Source organism: Helicobacter pylori NCTC 11637 = CCUG 17874 = ATCC 43504 = JCM 12093 (assembly GCF_900478295.1).
Lineage (GTDB): Bacteria > Campylobacterota > Campylobacteria > Campylobacterales > Helicobacteraceae > Helicobacter > Helicobacter pylori.
Genome location: NZ_LS483488.1, coordinates 1,008,710 through 1,027,170 on the forward strand (window position 1 = coordinate 1,008,710; position 18,461 = coordinate 1,027,170).

The window sequence follows — 18,461 nt, forward strand, 5'->3', positions numbered from 1 at the left end:
CTGATCCTTTTATTTTGAGTTCTATCCAATGTTAAAGGGCTTATTTTACCATAGAAAACACGCCTTGTTGGTGCTTGATCACTTGCAATAAATTCCCTTTTTTAAACATGTTACACACCACAATGGGGAGTTTATTGTCTTTAGCTAAAGAAATAGCGGTATCGTCCATCACTTCAATATCCCCTATCAAAGCGTCGTTATAGCTTAAAGTGTCTAATTTCTTAGCGTCTTTAAACTTGTTAGGGTCTTTGTCATAAATGCCATCCACTTTAGTCGCTTTAATGATTAAATCCGATCCAATTTCAATCGCTCTTAAAGTGGCAGCCGTATCCGTAGTGAAAAACGGGTTTCCCGTGCCTGCGCCAAAAATCACCACCCTACCCTTTTCTAAATGCCTGATCGCTTTTCTGTAAATGTAACTTTCACAAATTTCTTTGATTTCAATCGCGCTCTGCACCCTTGTGTCTAAGCCGATATGCTCTAAAGCTTCTTGCATGGCTACCGCATTAATCACGGTGGCTAACATGCCCATATAATCCCCACTGGTGCGCCTGATAATCCCCCCTTGAGCCGCGCTAACCCCCCTAATGATATTGCCTCCACCAATCACAATACCCACTTCAATAGCGTTTTCCACCAAACTTTTGATCTCTTTAGCGATGTGATCTAACACATGAATGTCAATCCCAAACTGGTTGTCCCCAGCCAACGCTTCCCCAGAAAATTTCACCAAAACCCGTTTGTTTTTTATCTTTGCTTGCATGATCCCTTCTTAATTAATTAATAAAATTTTAATAAAACTTGTGATTGTAACCTAATCTTGCTTAAAAACACCCTTTCTGAATTTTAAGCCTACATTCTCAGCGAATCACTAAAAGCGCTTGGGTTTTTGAATGCGTTTGAATAACAATTCACGATAGAACGCTTTAAGGCCTGATTGTTCCTTTTTGCCTAAAGTGTAGTAAATTTTTTGCAAGTAGTTTAGAATGTCTTGGCGTTTTAAGTTGGTTTTTAAAGCGGCTTCTTTAAGGATATAGTAAGGGATTTTTGTTTTTTGGTGTTTGAAAGCTAAAGACAAGCGCTTGTAAAAATCCTTGTTTTTATGGTAACACAAACGCCCAAAAACAAACGGCAAGCGTTTTTTTTCATACCAAAGAGCGGCTAAATCTATAAAATCTTTTTTGGGGTTGGAATAATAAAACTGCAACGCTTTATTGCCGATTAACACTTCGCCCTTTAACCCTAGCGCTTGAGAGAGAGCGTTTGAAGAAGCGCTTTCTTTGTCAAAAGCGTTTTTTGTACCCACAACCAGCACGCTTAAAACTTCCTTATAAGCGACAATGCCTAGAGAATGGGAATGGAGAGCGAATGAATGGCCGGCGATAGAAGAAATAAACCCCGCATCAATACGCCTGAATAAAAAACTCTTATTGAGTTTGGAAGGGTAGGTTTTTTTAAGCCGTAAAAATTGTTTGAAATAACAAGGGGTGGGGTAGGATTTGATAAACACATCAAAAGGGAGCATGTTTAAATAATCAATTTTACCAAAACGCACTTAAAATCCTTTTTTGTATCGCATGGTAGCTAAAGTTTCTTACAACTTAACTGAAAGTAAAAAGAGTTTTGTTATCATGGGGCAAATGATTAGGGCATTAGCAAATAATGCTATTTAAAAAGGAGAAATGATGAAAGATTTTTTAGAAGATTACAAAAAAAGCGTTTCAGAAAGAAAAAGTGAGGGTATCCCGCCACTCCCTTTAAACGCTAAACAAGTGGAGGCTGTCGTTGAGATTTTAACAAAAGATCCCACAAACGCCGCTTTCGCTAAAGAATTACTCATTCACAGAGTGAGCCCTGGGGTTGATGAGGGAGCGAAAGTGAAAGCGGAATTTTTAGCTAAATTGTCTCAAAAAAAACTAGAATGCGCGCACATTAGCGCTTTAGAAGCGACCACCCTTTTAGGCACGATGCTTGGGGGGTATAATGTAGAGCCTTTGATTATGGGCTTAGAGAGTCAAGACAAAAACATCGCTAAAGAGAGCGCGAAAGCTTTAAAAACCACTCTTTTAGTCTATGGATCGTTTGATAAAATCGCTGCAATGAGTAAAACTAACGCTCTGGCTAAAGAGGTGCTAGAGTCTTGGGCGAACGCCGAATGGTTTTTGAATAAAGAGCCTTTGAATGAATGCATTGAAGCGTGTGTGTTTAAGATTGATGGCGAAACCAATACCGATGATTTAAGCCCAGCGAGCGATGCTTTCACACGAAGCGATATTCCTTTACACGCTAAAGCCATGCTAAAAAACAGGATTGAAAATTACGAACAACGCATCAAAGCCATTAAAACTAAAGGCGTTCCTGTAGCGTATGTGGGCGATGTGGTTGGCACAGGAAGCTCCAGAAAAAGCGCGACAAACTCTATCATGTGGCATTTTGGTAAGGACATTCCTTTTGTGCCTAATAAAAGGAGTGGGGGCATTGTGATTGGGGGGGTGATCGCTCCGATTTTCTTTGCGACTTGTGAAGATAGCGGGGCGTTACCCATTGTGGCTGACGTTAAGGATTTAAAAGAGGGCGATATGATTAAAATCTATCCTTATAAAGGCGAAATCACGCTGAACGATAAAGTGGTCAGCTCCTTTAAGCTAGAGCCTGAAACTTTATTAGATGAAGTCAGGGCTTCTGGGCGTATCCCTTTAATCATTGGCAGGGGTTTGACCAATAAAGCGCGTAAATTTTTAGGGCTGGGCGAATCGGAAGCGTTTAAAAAGCCATCCGCTCCTAAAAGCGACGCCAAAGGTTACACTTTAGCCCAAAAAATTGTAGGCCATGCTTGTGGGGTAAAAGGGATCTTACCTGGCACTTATTGTGAGCCAAAGGTTACCACCGTGGGCAGTCAAGACACCACAGGGGCGATGACCAGAGATGAGGTTAAAGAATTAGCGAGTTTGAAGTTTGATGCGCCTTTTGTGTTGCAAAGTTTTTGTCATACCGCCGCTTACCCAAAGCCTAGCGATGTGAGTTTGCATGCAACCTTGCCTGGCTTTATTACTCAAAGAGGCGGCGTGGCGTTGCATCCGGGCGATGGCGTGATCCATACATGGCTAAATCGCATGGGATTGCCTGACACTTTAGGCACAGGGGGGGATAGCCACACTCGTTTCCCTTTAGGCATTAGTTTCCCAGCAGGGAGCGGGTTAGTCGCTTTTGCAGCGGTTACAGGCACGATGCCCTTGAACATGCCAGAATCCGTGTTGGTGCGTTTTAAAGGGGAAATGAATCCTGGGATCACCTTAAGGGATTTAGTGAATGCGATCCCTTATTATGCCATCAAAAAAGGGTTACTCACGGTGGAGAAAAAGGGTAAAATCAATGTCTTTAACGGGCGTATTTTAGAGATTGAAGGCTTGCCTGATATTAAAATGGAGCAGGCTTTTGAACTAAGCGATGCGAGCGCGGAAAGGAGTGCGGCTGCTTGCGTGGTGCGTTTGAATAAAGAGCCGATGATTGAATACTTGAAATCCAATATCAAGCTGATTGATGAGATGATTGCAAGCGGTTATGAAGATAAAGAGACTTTGAAAAAACGCAAAGATGCGATGCAAGCTTGGGTGGATAATCCGGTATTGTTAGAGCCAGATAGTAACGCTCAATACGCCGCTGTCATTGAAATTGATGTGGCAGAAATCACGGAGCCTATTTTGGCATGCCCTAATGATCCTGATGATGTCGCTACTTTGAGCGAAGTTTTAGCGGATACGACCGGCAAAAGACCGCACTCTATTGATGAAGTGTTTATTGGCTCTTGCATGACGAATATCGGGCATTTTAGAGCCTTTGGCGAAATCGTTAAAAACGCTCCTCCCAGTCAAGCACGTCTTTGGGTAGTGCCGCCCAGTAAAATGGATGAACAGGAGCTTATTAATGAGGGCTATTATGCGATTTTTGGGGCTGCTGGGGCGAGGACTGAAGTCCCAGGCTGTAGCTTGTGCATGGGCAATCAAGCGAGGGTTAGGGATAATGCGGTCGTCTTTTCCACTTCCACACGGAATTTTGATAATCGTATGGGTAGAGGGGCTAAAGTATATTTAGGCAGTGCAGAGCTTGGGGCGGCGTGCGCTTTACTAGGGAGAATCCCCACTAAAGAAGAATACTTAAATTTAGTGAGTGAAAAGCTAGAGAGCCAAAAAGACAAGATCTATCGCTACATGAACTTTAATTTAATGGAGAATTTCAGGCTCTAGTTTTGTTTCCATTAAAAGGGGCGATCCCTTTTTATTTAATTATGGCTGAGTGTTGAGAGAGGACAAAAAAAGGAGAGTGGCGGTGAAAAAAATCGTTGTGAGTTGGTGTGTGGCGTTGGCTTTTTTAAGCGCGGATCCAGTGCAAGCCAATAAAGCGATCAGTAATGCGGATTTGATTAAAGAGATAAGGGACTTGAAAAAAATCATCAGCACGCAAAACACTGAGATTAACAATTTAAGAAAAGTGCAAGAAGTCTTATCTGGGCAATTAGGGGATATGCGTAAGGATATATTAAGCACTAGAGATTATTGCATTAGCTTAAGGCCTTATATCTATAATTGGCGCTAGGGGATCATCAAAGCATGAAAGCATGCACCATTCAATGATGCAATCCTTTAATGGTTGAAAATTAAAGTTGGTGGGGGTTTGGTTCTCGCTCTGTATCCTTGTAATGGGGATTTTATAGGGTTTGAGTGTTTAAAAGCGCGTTTGATCCCACACGCCTTGAAAAAAGTCCTCTTGTGGGGTTGTAGGGGTGGAATTAGTTTCCTTGTTAGGGTTAAATATTCTATAATAAAATTTTAGGAAATTCAGTTTAAAAGATATTAAAAAATGCCATACGCCTTAAGAAAAAGATTTTTCAAACGCTTTGTGCTGATTGTTTCAATTTTTTGCGCGATAAGCTTGAACGCTAAAAGCTATCTGTTTTCCCCCTTGCCCCCAGCGCACCAGCAAATCATTAAGACAGAGCCTTGCTCTTTGGAATGCTTGAAAGACTTGATGCTACAAAATCAAATCTTTTCTTTTGTTTCTCAATACGATAACAACAACCAGGATGAGAGCCTTAAAACTTATTATCATGACATACTCAATAAACTCAACCCTGCATTCATCGCTTCTCAAACTCCAGCTAAAGAAAGCTATGAGCCTAAGATTGAATTAGCGATTTTACTGCCTAAAAAGGTGGTGGGGCGTTATGCCATTTCGGTGATGAACACCCTTTTAGCGTATTTGAACACCAGAAACAACGATTTCAATATCCAAGTCTTTGACAGCGATGAAGAGAGTCCTGAAAAATTAGAGCAAACCTATAAAGAAATTGAAAAAGAAAAATTCCCTTTTGTGATAGCCTTATTGACTAAAGAGGGCGTGGAAAATTTGCTCCAAAACACCACCATTAGCACCCCTACTTATGTGCCTACGGTGAATAGAGCGCAATTAGAAAATCAAACTGAGCATTCTTTAAGCGAGCGCTTGTATTTTGGGGGGATTGACTATAAAGAGCAATTAGGCATGCTCACGGCTTTCATTAGCCCTAATTCGCCTGTGATTGAATACGATGATGATGGCTTAATAGGCGAACGCTTGAGGCAAATCACGGAGTCTTTAAGCATTGAAGTCAAACACCAAGAAAATATTTCTTACAAGCAAGCCACCAGTTTTTCTAAAAATTTTAGAAAAAACGATGCGTTTTTTAAAAATTCTACCTTGATTTTAAACACCCCTACCACTAAAAGCGGCCTGATCCTTTCTCAAATAGGGCTTTTAGAATATAAGCCCTTTAAAATCCTTTCCACACAAATCAATTTCAACCCCTCTTTACTCTTACTCACCCAGCCTAAAGACAGAAAGGATTTATTCATCGTCAATGCCTTACAAAATAGCGATGAAACGCTTATAGAATACGCCTCCTTATTGGAGAGCGATTTAAGGCATGATTGGGTGAATTATTCCAGCGCGATAGGGCTAGAGGTGTTTTTAAACACACTGGATCCGCATTTTAAAAAATCTTTTCAAGAAAGTTTAGAAGACAATCAAGTCCGTTACCACAATCAAATTTATCAGGCTTTAGGGTATTCTTTTGAGCCAATAAAAAATGAAAGCGGAACAAAAAAAGAATAATATTTAGATAATTATTTGAATACTTCATTTTTAATCGGTTTTTAATAAAATGGGAGTATGATACGAGCGAAAATTAAACAAAGGTTATTCTGTGTTAAAATTTCAAAAATTACCTCTATTGTTTGTTTCCATTCTTTACAATCAAAGCCCTTTATTGGCTTTTGATTATAAGTTTAGCGGGGTAGCGGAATCCTTTTCTAAAGTGGGGTTTAACCATTCCAAACTCAATTCCAAAGAAGGCATTTTCCCTACAGCCACTTTTATAACCGCCACGATCAAGCTTCAAGTGGATTCCAATCTGCTCCCTAAAAACATTGAAAAACACAGCTTAAAAATAGGCGTTGGCGGGATTTTAGGAGCGCTCGCTTACGATTCCACAAAAACGCTCATAGACCAAGCCACGCATCAAGTCTATGGCTCAGAACTTTTTTTCTTCATAGGGCGTTGGTGGGGGTATTTAGGTAACGCTCCTTGGAAAGACTCCCGCATAGAATCTGACGCTCACACTCGTAATTATGTGCTGTATAATTCTTATTTGTTTTATTCTTATGGCGATAAATTCCACATCAAACTAGGGCGTTACCTTTCTAACATGGATTTTATGAGCGGTTATACACAGGGTTTTGAACTGGATTATAAAATCAACTCTAAAATAGCGTTAAAATGGTTCAGCTCTTTTGGGAGGGCTTTAGCTGCGGGGCAATGGATACGAGATTGGTATGCCCCTATTGTAACTGAAGACGGCAGAAAAGATGTTGATTATGGCATTCATGCGGTGCAACTCTATTTTTCTAGAAAGCATGTTCAAGCCACGCCCTTTTTTTATTTTTCACCTAAGACTTACGAAGCGCCCGGGATTAAAATCCATATTGATAGCAACCCGAAATTTAGGGGTTTAGGGTTACGATCTCAAACCCTTATCAATGCGATTTTCCCCGTTTATGCTAAAGATTTATACGATGTGGTTTGGCGTAACTCTAAGATTGGCGAATGGGGTGCATCGCTTTTAATCCACCAACGCTTTGACTACAACGAGTTTAACTTTGGCTTTGGTTATTACCAAAATTTTGGCAACGCTAACGCAAGGATTGGCTGGTATGGTAACCCGATCCCTTTTGACATAAGAAGCAACAGCATTTATGGTTTGGTTTTTAGTAACGCTGTTACCGCAGACTCTGTTAGCGGATATGTCTTTGGTGGGGGGGTGTATAGAGGGTTTTTATGGGGGATCTTAGGCAGATACACTTACGCCACCAGAGCGAGCGAAAGATCCATTAACTTGCACTTGGGTTACAAATGGGGTTCTTTTGCTAGCGTTGATGTGAATTTACAATACTATGCGGTCAGCATGCACACTGGCTATAAGGTTAATGATCTCACTAGCCCTTTTGATAAAGCCTTTAAAGCGAACACACAAGACAGGAGCAATCTCATGGTGAGTTTGAAATTCTTTTTTAAACCCTATTAGTTAGGCTTGGTAGAATTGAGCCATTGTTTTTGGAAATTAATGGCTTTTCTCAATTCGGCTTCTAGTTGGGCTAAAACATCTTTTAAGGGCTTAACATCAATCAAATTGTCTTGCTTGAAGGAATCTAGCTGTTTGTCAATTTGCAAAGCGGCGTCTAGTGCGTCTTGGGGGAATACCGGCTCGCCTAAAGACTTTTTAATCGCTTCGCCGATTTCAATCGTTTCAGAGCCTTGATGATCTTTTAAATTAGGATTATTTTCTTTGTCCTTAGGCTTAGGCTCTAAGATCAAGCGCAAATGTTTGATTTTTTCATGCAAATCGCTAAGATCTTTTAAGTGATCGGTGTTTCGCCCCCTATCCACCGCTTTTTCTAAAAGCTTATCGCTCAGGCTCACTAACTGATCGCTTAATTTCACGCTGTTAGCTTGAGCTTCTGTTACCTCATCAATATCAATCGCTGCTAAAGCGCTCACAAAATAAAAGGGCAACGCCCACCTTCTAAAACGAGAGAAAAACTTCTGCATTTACCTTCCTTCAATACGCTATAAAAATGATACTTTTTAATATGGTGGAGCTGTGGGGAATCGAACCCCAGTCCAAAAATCTTGCCCTAAACACAAACTTCTACAATGCTTAGAAAATTGGTTAGTTTTTAGCCTTAAAACTAGCTCTGGTCCAACTTTCTAAAACCTTAAGATAGTTTCAAGAGTTCTTGTTTCTTAGTTTAAAAGGCGAACCACCTTTTAAAAGCGTCTAGCTTAAGGTTATGGAGCGATTAAAACGCTAGAAATTCTAATCAGTCCAGCTCCAAAAGGAGATTAACTCACGCAGCTTTAGCGTAAGCTGGAGCGTAATCTGTGTTGTTTACAGTTATTTTTGTTGCTGTTTTACAAGCAGCGCTTGGCATGCTATCTGCGCGACAAGAAATCTGTCGAAATCCAAGTCAGCCCCATAATTTTAAAAGTCCATTTTAGCTAACTTTTGCTAACAAAACGCAATGAATCATTAAAAATCATTGGCGCACAATATCAATATTTTCATCTTTAGGCTTAAAAACAAAGATTTCATTAGCAATGGTGGGGTTGATTTCTGCTTGAGAAAAAGTGATCGTTACAAGATTGTTCATTTCATCTTTAAATTCTAGCGAAAAAGGCTTGCCGTCTTTAAAGATCAAACGATAAGTGGTTTTGTTGATAGTCGTTTTAAAAGAGCCGTCATCTTGCTTTTTTAAGCGCTTGAGAATGGTGAAAAAATCCGTCTTGTCTTTTAAGGGCGTGATGGTCGCTTGAAACAAATTAGGCTCATAAATTACCACTTCTTTATCGTTCATGTAAATTTCTTTTTTTAAAGGCTTTTCATAAACCCATAAAGCCCAATTAGGGGCTTTAGCCTTTAAAACCCCGTAATAAACTAAAGGTTTTTCGTTTTTTAAAACCTGCTTGAAATGCGCGCTAAAACTTTGCAAATGCTGTAAAACCTCTTCTTCTTTAGAAAGCGTTGGAGGATTTTTAGCATAAGCAACGCTCATAAAAATCAAAACCATTAAAATCTTTAAAAAAGCTTTCATTATTCAAACCTTAAAACAATCTCTCATCTTTAATAAAACCCTTTATTTTACAAGACTTTTATTTTATCCATGCTAAAATGGGATTAAAAACTGACGCTTTAATAAAATAAATGAGATTAAAGCACTCTTAATAAGGTTATTACTACTATGATAAAAGCAATCATTGGAAAAATCATTGGCACCAGAAACGATCGCTGGATCAAACAATACAAAAAACAAGTCCTAACTATCAATGCTTTAGAGCCTACTTATGAAAAAATGAGCGATGATGAGCTGCAAAACGCTTTTGAAGAATTAAAAAAACGCGTGCGATCCACAGAAAAAGATTTGCAAGAAAAAACCCTTTTAGAAGTCCTGCCTGAAAGTTTTGCTATCACTAGAGAAGCGAGTAAAAGGATCTTAAAGATGCGCCATTTTGACGTGCAACTCATTGGGGGCATGGTCTTAAACGATGGCAAAATCGCTGAAATGAAAACCGGCGAGGGCAAGACTTTAGTCGCTACTTTAGCGGTGGCTTTGAACGCTTTAAAGGGCGAGAGCGTGTATGTGGTAACCGTTAATGATTACCTGGCCCATAGGGATTCTAAAGAAATGGAGCCGTTGTATCATTTCTTAGGTTATAGCGTAGGCACAATCACTGCGAGCGTGCGCGATGATGATGAGCGATTAGAAATTTATTCTAAAGACATTGTTTATGGCACTAATAATGAATTTGGCTTTGATTATCTAAGGGATAACATGAAATATTCTTTAGAGCATAAGGTGCAAAAATCGCATGCGTTCGCTATTGTTGATGAGGTGGATTCCATTTTAATTGATGAAGCGAGAACCCCTTTAATCATTTCAGGGCCTGTGGACAGGCGCATGGAAAATTACAACAAGGCTGATGAAGTCGCTAAAAGCATGCAAGTGGAAACAGATTTCACCATAGATGAAAAAAACCGCGCGATTTTAATCACTGAAGAGGGGATTAAAAAAGCCGAAAACCTCTTTGGCGTGGATAATTTATACAAGATTGAAAACGCCGCCTTATCGCACCATTTAGACCAGGCTTTGAAAGCGAATTACCTCTTTTTTATTGATAAAGATTATATTGTAGCCAATAATGAAGTGGTGATTGTAGATGAATTTACCGGCCGTTTGTCTGAGGGGAGGCGCTTTAGTGAGGGCCTGCATCAGGCTTTAGAGGCTAAAGAGGGCGTGAGCATTAAAGAAGAGAGCCAAACCTTAGCCGATATTACTTTCCAAAATTATTTCAGGATGTTTTCTAAACTTTCAGGCATGACAGGCACGGCTCAAACCGAAGCCACAGAATTTTTAGAAATCTACAATTTAGAAGTGGTGTCTATCCCTACTAATCTAGCGATCAAGCGAAAAGATTTGAACGATCTCATCTATAAGAGTGAAAAAGAAAAATTTGACGCTGTGATCCTTAAAATTAAAGAATTGCACGATAAGGGTCAGCCCGTTTTAGTTGGCACGGCCAGTATTGAAAAGAGTGAAACCTTGCACGCTTTACTCAAAAAAGAACGCATCCCTCACACCGTCTTAAACGCCAAGCAGCACACCAAAGAAGCTGAAATCATCAAAGACGCCGGGCTTAAGGGGGCGGTTACGATTGCGACTAACATGGCAGGCAGAGGCGTTGATATTAAGCTCACTGATGAAATTAAAGAGCTTGGGGGGCTGTATATCATTGGCACTGAAAGGCATGAGAGCCGCAGGATTGACAACCAATTAAGGGGGCGAAGCGGGCGCCAGGGTGATCCGGGAACAAGCCAATTTTATTTGAGTTTAGAAGACAATCTGTTACGCATTTTTGGGAGCGATAGGATTAAGGGGGTGATGGAAAAATTAGGGCTTAAAGATGGCGAACACATTGAATCCAAGCTTGTAACAAGAGCAGTGGAAAACGCGCAAAAAAAAGTGGAAAACTTGCATTTTGAAAGCCGTAAGCATTTGTTAGAATACGATGATGTGGCTAATGAGCAACGAAAAAGCGTGTATAAATTTAGAGATGAATTATTAGATGTTAATTACGATATTAGCGCTAAAATCGCTGAAAACAGAGAATACGCGCTCCATCAAATCTTTTCTAAACTCAAAGCCTTTGACCATCAAAACCTGTCTGAAGAGGAACTTTTAGGGCTTAAAAACGTCTTAAAAGAAGATTTTAACGCTCATGTTTCATTAGAAGATTTAAAAAAAGCCGCTCCTATTGAAAGCTTTGTAGCTGAAAAACTCAAAAACGATTATGAAAACAAAATGAAAGTTTTGGATAGCGAACAAAGAAGCCGGATCGAACGCATCGTGTATTTGCAGATTTTAGACAACGCATGGCGAGAGCACCTTTATACGATGGATAATCTCAAAACTGGTATCAATTTAAGAGGCTACAACCAAAAAGACCCCCTTGTAGAATACAAAAAAGAGAGTTACAACCTTTTCTTAGAATTCATTGAAGACATCAAAATGGAAGCGATCAAAACCTTTTCTAAGATCCAGTTTGAAAATGAGCAAGATTCTAGCGATGCGGAGCGTTATTTGGATAACTTTAGCGAAGAAAGAGAGTATGAGAGCGTAACTTACCGCCATGAAGAAGCCTTAGACGAAGATTTGAATGTGGCCATGAAAGCTTTTTCTAAAACCCCTAAAAGAAACGAGCCTTGCCCTTGCGGGAGCGGCAAAAAATACAAAGATTGTTGCGCTAAAAGCGGGCCTAAAAAGGGCTTATTTGCCAAATAGATCGTTGATTTTTTTCCTTATCAAGCGTTATTTGCGTTTTGATAAAAGCCAGCCGTTTATTAGCATCACCGCTTTGTTGGCTTTTTTTGGCGTGGCGGTTGGCGTGATGGTTTTGATTGTGGCTATGGCGATCATGAACGGCATGAGTAAGGAATTTGAAAAAAAGCTTTTTGTGATGAATTACCCCTTAACGCTCTATACCACAAGCCCTTATGGGATCAGCGAAGAAGTGGTTCAAGCTTTAGAAAAAAAGTTCCCTAATTTGCTTTTTAGCCCCTATTTGCAAACTCAAAGCCTGATTAAAAGCGCGCATTCTATGAATGGCGGCGTGGTGTTTGGGGTTGATTTTTCTAAAGAAAGGCGCATCAATGAAGTTTTAAACGACGCTTTAAAAAACACCAATACAAACGATCTTTTTAAAAACCCTTTTAATTTAATCGTGGGGAAAAGCTTGAGATACAGCTTGAATTTAGATCTCAATCAAAAAGCCGATTTGTTTTTCACCGAATTAGAGCCAACCGGTCTCACGCTCTCCCCTATCATGAAGCGTTTTACCATCAAAGGCGATTTTGATTCAGGGCTAAAATCTTATGACATGAGCTACATGTATGCTAGCCTTCAAGCCATAAGCGCGATCAGGAGGTTGCCTTTAGGGCTTTATGATGGGGTGCATGTCTATTCTAAAGCGCCCATGAAGGATATTGAAATTTTACGCAACGCTTTAAAAACCATCAACCACCATGGCATAGGCATTGAAGGATGGTGGCAGCAAAACGGGAATTTTTTCTCGGCTATGGAATTAGAAAAAAGAGCGTTATTCATTGTGCTAATGCTCATTATTTTAATGGCGTCTTTGAATATCATCAGCTCGCTTTTAATGGTGGTGATGAACAGGCGTAAAGAAATCGCCCTACTCTTTAGCATGGGGAGCAGCCAAAAAGAAATCCAAAAAACCTTTTTTTATTTGGGCAATATCATTGGTTTAGGCGGTGTGGCGCTTGGGGTGGTTTTAGCGTTTTTAAGCATGTATCTTTTAAGCGTGTTCCCTATCATCTCGCTCCCAGCGGATGTCTATGGCATTAACACCTTGCCTTTGGATTTGTCTTTAATGGATTTTCTTCTCACTCTAATAGGCTCTGTGATTATCGTAGGGCTTTCTTCTTATTATCCGTCTAAAAAAGCTTCTGCTATTGACGCTTTAAGCGTGTTGAGGAATGAATAAATTAAAAAAATAAATAATATTGAGATGAAATAAGGCTTTGAGTGTCTGTATTTGACTAACAAAGAAAAATTTTATTCTCAAAATTAAAAAAAAACCATAATATTATGCTAGTATTAACGCACGACTTAGTTAAGAATTAACTTTGCAAGTCGGACTTCGTAGAAAAAGGACGGAAGATGAACAGACTGATTAGATGTTTAAGATCTGCAAGAAAAAATTTTCTTTGAATGGTGTTGGCTTACTCTATTTAGAATTTTTGGTTTATACTAAGGGTTAAACACATGAACTATAAAGTTGCATCTGCTAAAAATATCGCAACGCTTCTTTTTTTATTCTCTTCTCAAAGTGAAGCTTTTGATTTGGGTAAAATCGCTAAAATTAAAGCGGGTGCTGAAAGTTTCTCTAAAGTCGGTTTCAATAACAAACCTATCAACACTAATAAAGGGCTTTACCCTACCGAAACCTTTATGACGATCATGGCTTACATGCAAGTAGATTTTACGGAACTCTTGCCCAAAAGCGCTACGGCTAACGGGCACCATTTAGACGGGAGTCTTGGAGGTTGGGGGGGTGCTGTAATTTATGATACCACTAAGGATTTTATTAACGAAGTTACAGGGAAACCCTATGGGGCTATGGCTTGGAACTATGTGGGCTATTGGGGCGGTCTTGTGGGGCAAAAACCATGGGCTAGTTGCGGGTTAGCCACAGGGAATTTGACTCAAGGCCAATACGATAAGATGACTCAAGCTGAAATGACGCAGTTGTCTAATCAAGAAGCTTTAGAGGCTTCCACTTGTGCAAAAACCTATGCCGATCACACCAGAAACTATGTGATTTATAACGCTTACTTGCGCTACAACTACAAAGATATTTTTGAAATTAGGGGCGGGAGATACGAGTCCCCAGCGGATTATATGAGTGGTTATAACCAAGGCTTGGATATGACCTTAAACTTAGGGAATTTCAAATTCTGGTGGTTTAGCTCTTTTGGCCGTGGCTTTGCCTATAACGAGTGGCTTTATAATTTCTATTCGCCTAAAACCTACACTCTTAAAAACGGGCAAACCATAAACCCTGGGGTGCATGCCTTTTATGCCATTTGGAATTACAAGGGTTGGAGCATTCAGCCTTTTGTCTATTTTTCACCCTTTAACGAATACGACCCTAACTTTACGATCACTTATGATAGTAACCCCACTTTTACCGGATTAGGGTTTCGCTCTCAAACCGATGTTACCGTGCTTAATCCTTTTTACGCTAAAAGATTTTGGGACACCTATCAATTTGGCATGCCAGCCGGTAAGAATGCGCACAGCTTGATGATTAAGCAAAAATTTGAATGGAATGAATACAATTTCGGTGCTGGGATTTATAAATCCTTTGGGAACGCTAACTGGATGATAGGCTACCATGGTAACCGCTTGGGCTTTGACTTTTGGACGAACACCGTTTATGCAAACACCCTTAACTCTTTGTCTTACATGATGGATGCGAACGCTTTTACCGTGTTTGCCTTTGGCGGTGGGGTGCATAGGAAACTCCTTTGGGGCTTATTGGGGCGTTTGACTTATGGGCCTAGAGCTAATGAGCAAGTCCTATCGCTCAACTTGGGCTATAAATTCACTAAAAATTTCTCAGCCGACATTAAATTTGAATATTATAATGTGTTGATGCATCAAGGCTATAAAATGGGGTGGAACGGGCCAAAATTAGACAGCCAACCCGCCACCGATCAAGACAGAAGCCACATTTTCACCGAGATCGTGTGGAAGCTTTAAACCCTCTTTAAATAACAACCCTTTAAGGGTTTGTTAAAACGCCTAGCGAGAAATCAGCCATTAAAAAATGCTTTATCGCCTATTTTAGGGCTTGCTTTTAAAATTAGAATTTTAAACTTTTTTATCACGCTATTTTTGGCTCTGTGATACTAAAACTTTTATTTTTAAAAACGGGCTTTTTTGTTTTTGTCATTTTAAAACTCGTTTTAAAGTTTTATTTAAAACTCATTTTTTAACTTCTTTATGGGGGTTAGGGGTTTGAAGGTCAGTAGTTTTTCTCGGTAATATTCGTATTGCTTTTTTCGGGCTTTTATTTCAGCGGGGATACCGGCTAATAAATCGGTGGTTAAAATTGAAAATTGATCCAAAATCTTAACGATCTCTTGTTGGATTTCTAGCGGTGGGATGGGGATTAAAAAATTTTGTAAGTCTTTGCTATAAACATGAGGAATTCCCCCTGTGCTTTTTGTTGCATGGATTGCATCTTGTTGCGTTGTGAGATAGTGAAAAAGATATTTAGGCATTAGGGTTTTTTGTTTTGGTGAAACAGAAAAAGAGTCAGCAAGAAAAACAGGAATATCCCAATAACTAACATAGCCAGCATACACTCCAGATGAAGAAATCGCTATTGTTTCTCCGCTACGATTTGCCTCATTGTGATAATAAGCGGGTTGTCTTCCCCCCGAAATAACGGGGACTTTTCCAAAAGTTACGGCTTTTTTTGTTATTGATTTTCCTTTTTGAAAATCACACACCTCCCCCAACTTCCTAAACTCCACCCCCTTAGGCGCTAGAGTTTGGAGTAAGGTTTTCAAGCGTTTAGGGTAGGGTTTGGCGCTCATTTTGGCGTCTTTGTGGTTTTGGTTAATATCGTTAAAGTCTAAAAGCATGTTTTGGTAATACTGGTATTGCTTTTTGCGCGTGTTTAATTCTGTGTTTAATTCTGTGAAAGCGTCCAAAATCTTAACGATCTCTTGCTGGATTTCTAGGGGTGGGATGGGGATGGTTAAAGTTTCAATATCTGCTTTATTGAGTGCGGGGATACCAGCACCAAATTGAGATTTCATAAGAATGGTTTGAGAATTTTTTAAAAAATAATATAAAAATTTATAATTGAGTTTTTCTGAATTTAATTCAATCGCATAACAATGAGCGCCCGCCCAAAATTTTGAAGTCATGTAATTTACATAACCGGCAGAAGCACCGCCCTGACTTATGATAATCTTTGGATAATCTGTATTATATTCATTCCAATAACCAGAAGCATGAATTCCTCCATTCATAACAGGATATTCTCCATAATCCAAAAGAAGCTCTTTATTAAGTTGTTTTCCTTTAAAAATATTTATTACCTCCCCCAACTTCCTAAACTCCACCCCCTTAGGCGCTAAGGTTTGGAGTAAGCGCTCTATTTTATGCATTTTGCTTCCCTTCTAAATGGCTGATGATACGATCATTAAGCCCTCATCGCGCGCATGGAGTTGGCTAAGGCTAAAAGCGTAACCCCCACATCGCCAAAAACCGCCTCCCACAAGCTCGCTACCCCCATAAGCCCTAGCACGATAAAAACGGCTTTAATCCCCAAAGCGAACAAGATATTTTGCCAAATAATGCTTTTAGTTTTTTTAGCGATCGCTAAAACTTTCACTAACGAATTTAAGGAATCATTAGTGATCACAATGTCCGCGCTTTGCTTGCTCAATTCTGAGCCTTTCCCCATGCCTATCCCCACATCAGCGCTCGCTAGAGTCGGAGCGTCATTGATGCCATCGCCTACAAAAATCGCCGGGGCTTTATAGCGTTCTTTGAAAGTTTTAAACACGCTCGTTTTTTCTTCAGGCAACAAGCTTGCATGATATTCACAGCCTAGAGTTTGAGCGATGCTCTCAGTCGCGCTTTTTCTGTCCCCACTCAAAATGCAAAAATTTTCTATCCCTTGCACTTTTAAATCCCTTAAGCACTCTATGGCGTCATCTTTAATCTCATCGCTAATGACGATATAGCCTATATAAGTTTGGTTGAAAGCCACATGCACGATCGTGCCGTTTTCTTTGGAAGGGCTGTGCGCGATATTGAATTGATCGAGCATTTTTTCATTCCCTGCGATGATTAAATCCGTATGGCATTGCGCTTTAACCCCCATTCCGCTCACTTCTTCGTAATTCTTAATGTCATGCTGATGCTTATCGTCCTTTAACATTTCTTCGCATGCTTTTTGAATGGATAAAGCGATAGGGTGCGTGGATAAAAGCTGCGAACAAGAAGCGTAATGCAAAACTTCTTCTTTAGAATGCCCGTTTTGCGGCACAATATCCGTTACTTTAAAAACGCCTTTAGTCAAAGTGCCGGTTTTATCAAAGGCGATGCTTTTAGCTTGGGTAAGCACCTCTAAAACATGCACGCCTTTCATTAAAATGCCCTTTCTGCTCGCCGCTCCCACGCCCCCAAAATACCCTAAAGGCACAGAAATCACTAACGCGCAAGGACAGCTCACCATTAAAGCCACAAGCCCCCTATAAATCCACTCATCAAAGCTCCCCATAGAAAACAAGGGCGGTAATACAGCGATCATTAAGGCAATGAATAAAACGCTTGGGGTGTAGTAGCGTGAAAATTTAGTGATAAATTTCTCCGTTTCGCTCTTTTCATTCGTGGCTTGCTGGACCAAATCCACCACTTTAGCGATAGAAGAATCTTTATAAAGTTTCTCTACTTGGATTTCAAGGACCGCTTTTAAATTCAAGCTCCCCCCTAAAACTTTAGAGCGTTCGCTGACATTAACAGGCATAGACTCCCCACTCAACGCCCTTTCATCTAGCAAACTTTCGCCCTTAATCACCACGCCATCAACAGGCACTTTTTCGCCGACTTTCACCACCACAATGTCATTGACTCTTAAATCTTCAGGCGCAACGCTCACTAATGCATCGCCCTTTTTCAAATAAGCCAAATTAGGAGCGACATCCACCAAAGCCTTAAGGGATTTTTTAGAGCGAGCGATAGCGAGTTTTTGCAAAAATTCGCCCGCTGAATAAAACACCATAATAGACACGCTCTCTTCATAAGCCCCCACGCAAAAAGCCGCAATAGTCGCAATGAGCATCAAAGCGTTTTCATCAAAAAATTGCCCTTTCCTAAGCCCACGAAACGCCCCTAAAATCACATCTTTACCGCTCACTAGATACACTAAAGCCAACACGAAAAACACCGCTTTTTCAATCAAAGGGCTAGGATCTAGGTGTAAGATTAAAATCGCGCCTAAAAAGACAGCGATCGTAACAATGAGTGGGGTAAAACTCAAGGGCTTTTCTGCGGCCTCTTTAAAAGACAGGCTCAAATGCGGTTCATTCTGCTTGATGAAAGCCTTAACTTTTTCAAAATCGCTCGTATCCAAAAACAGCTTACTGGTGCTGAAATTGATTTGAGCTTTTTTCACATAGTCTAATTTGTTTAAATCCCTTTCCAATTTAGACGCGCAATCAGGGCAATCCAAATTATGAATGTGGTATTCTTGCATTTTCTCTCCCTTAT

Annotated in this window: 14 protein-coding genes and 1 other RNA gene; 8 read left to right on the top strand and 7 right to left on the bottom strand. The window is 40.1% G+C overall.

Features of this window, described 5'->3' with window-relative positions:
- Positions 1–40: 40 nt before the first annotated feature.
- Both pyrH and DQL14_RS05080 read right to left on the bottom strand, forming a co-directional pair.
- Positions 41–763, bottom strand: a complete 723-nt coding sequence (pyrH, locus tag DQL14_RS05075; protein WP_001148049.1) for a UMP kinase — start codon at positions 761–763, stop codon at positions 41–43.
- Positions 764–871: 108 nt separating this feature from the next.
- A complete protein-coding gene (locus DQL14_RS05080) occupies positions 872–1,555 on the bottom strand; it encodes a menaquinone biosynthetic enzyme MqnA/MqnD family protein (protein ID WP_108168969.1) in 684 nt (227 codons plus the stop codon).
- Between the two features lie 130 nt (positions 1,556–1,685).
- Between DQL14_RS05080 and acnB the strand changes: the two genes are divergently transcribed.
- The 5 genes from acnB to hofE all read left to right on the top strand — a co-directional run bounded on the left by acnB (position 1,686) and on the right by hofE (position 7,615).
- Positions 1,686–4,244, top strand: a complete 2,559-nt coding sequence (acnB, locus tag DQL14_RS05085; RefSeq protein ID WP_162296871.1) for a bifunctional aconitate hydratase 2/2-methylisocitrate dehydratase — start codon at positions 1,686–1,688, stop codon at positions 4,242–4,244.
- A gap of 82 nt (positions 4,245–4,326) precedes the next feature.
- A complete protein-coding gene (locus DQL14_RS05090; protein WP_162296872.1) occupies positions 4,327–4,593 on the top strand; it encodes a hypothetical protein in 267 nt (88 codons plus the stop codon).
- Between the two features lie 54 nt (positions 4,594–4,647).
- Positions 4,648–4,830: a hypothetical protein gene (locus DQL14_RS08680; RefSeq protein ID WP_231952813.1), complete on the top strand. Its 183-nt coding sequence runs from the start codon at positions 4,648–4,650 to the stop codon at positions 4,828–4,830.
- 27 nt (positions 4,831–4,857) lie between these two features.
- Positions 4,858–6,147 carry a hypothetical protein gene (locus tag DQL14_RS05095; protein ID WP_108168971.1) on the top strand — a complete coding sequence of 430 codons (1,290 nt, stop codon included), beginning with the start codon at positions 4,858–4,860 and terminating at the stop codon, positions 6,145–6,147.
- 91 nt (positions 6,148–6,238) lie between these two features.
- Positions 6,239–7,615, top strand: coding sequence for an outer membrane beta-barrel protein HofE (gene hofE, locus DQL14_RS05100; protein ID WP_108168972.1), 1,377 nt, complete (start codon positions 6,239–6,241; stop codon positions 7,613–7,615).
- Here the strand turns inward: hofE and DQL14_RS05105 are convergent.
- The 3 genes from DQL14_RS05105 to lolA form a co-directional block, all read right to left on the bottom strand.
- The gene (locus tag DQL14_RS05105; RefSeq protein WP_078285069.1) at positions 7,612–8,139 is read right to left on the bottom strand and encodes a hypothetical protein; all 528 of its coding nucleotides are present in this window, start codon (positions 8,137–8,139) and stop codon (positions 7,612–7,614) included. The two genes, hofE and DQL14_RS05105, sit on opposite strands and share 4 nt — an antisense overlap.
- A gap of 42 nt (positions 8,140–8,181) precedes the next feature.
- Positions 8,182–8,566, bottom strand: a transfer-messenger RNA (tmRNA) gene (gene ssrA, locus DQL14_RS05110).
- A 61-nt stretch (positions 8,567–8,627) separates the two neighbouring features.
- The gene (gene lolA / locus DQL14_RS05115) at positions 8,628–9,182 is read right to left on the bottom strand and encodes a LolA-like outer membrane lipoprotein chaperone (RefSeq protein WP_108168973.1); all 555 of its coding nucleotides are present in this window, start codon (positions 9,180–9,182) and stop codon (positions 8,628–8,630) included.
- Positions 9,183–9,329: 147 nt separating this feature from the next.
- Here lolA and secA point away from each other — a divergent pair, with 147 nt between their 5' ends.
- The 3 genes from secA to hofF all read left to right on the top strand — a co-directional run bounded on the left by secA (position 9,330) and on the right by hofF (position 14,930).
- A complete protein-coding gene (secA, locus tag DQL14_RS05120) occupies positions 9,330–11,927 on the top strand; it encodes a preprotein translocase subunit SecA (protein ID WP_108168974.1) in 2,598 nt (865 codons plus the stop codon).
- Positions 11,917–13,149: an ABC transporter permease gene (locus tag DQL14_RS05125; protein WP_108168975.1), complete on the top strand. Its 1,233-nt coding sequence runs from the start codon at positions 11,917–11,919 to the stop codon at positions 13,147–13,149. Before secA ends, DQL14_RS05125 begins: the two co-directional genes overlap by 11 nt.
- A 281-nt stretch (positions 13,150–13,430) precedes the next feature.
- Positions 13,431–14,930 (top strand): outer membrane beta-barrel protein HofF, encoded by a 1,500-nt coding sequence (gene hofF / locus DQL14_RS05130; protein ID WP_108168976.1) that lies wholly within the window; start codon positions 13,431–13,433, stop codon positions 14,928–14,930.
- 218 nt (positions 14,931–15,148) lie between these two features.
- Here hofF and DQL14_RS05135 read toward each other — a convergent pair whose 3' ends face one another.
- Together DQL14_RS05135 and DQL14_RS05140 are read right to left on the bottom strand one after the other, a co-directional pair.
- Entirely contained in the window at positions 15,149–16,351 is a 1,203-nt protein-coding gene (locus DQL14_RS05135) for a restriction endonuclease subunit S (RefSeq protein ID WP_108168977.1), read from the bottom strand.
- Between the two features lie 35 nt (positions 16,352–16,386).
- Positions 16,387–18,447 carry a heavy metal translocating P-type ATPase gene (locus DQL14_RS05140; protein WP_108168978.1) on the bottom strand — a complete coding sequence of 687 codons (2,061 nt, stop codon included), beginning with the start codon at positions 18,445–18,447 and terminating at the stop codon, positions 16,387–16,389.
- Positions 18,448–18,461: the final 14 nt, after the last annotated feature.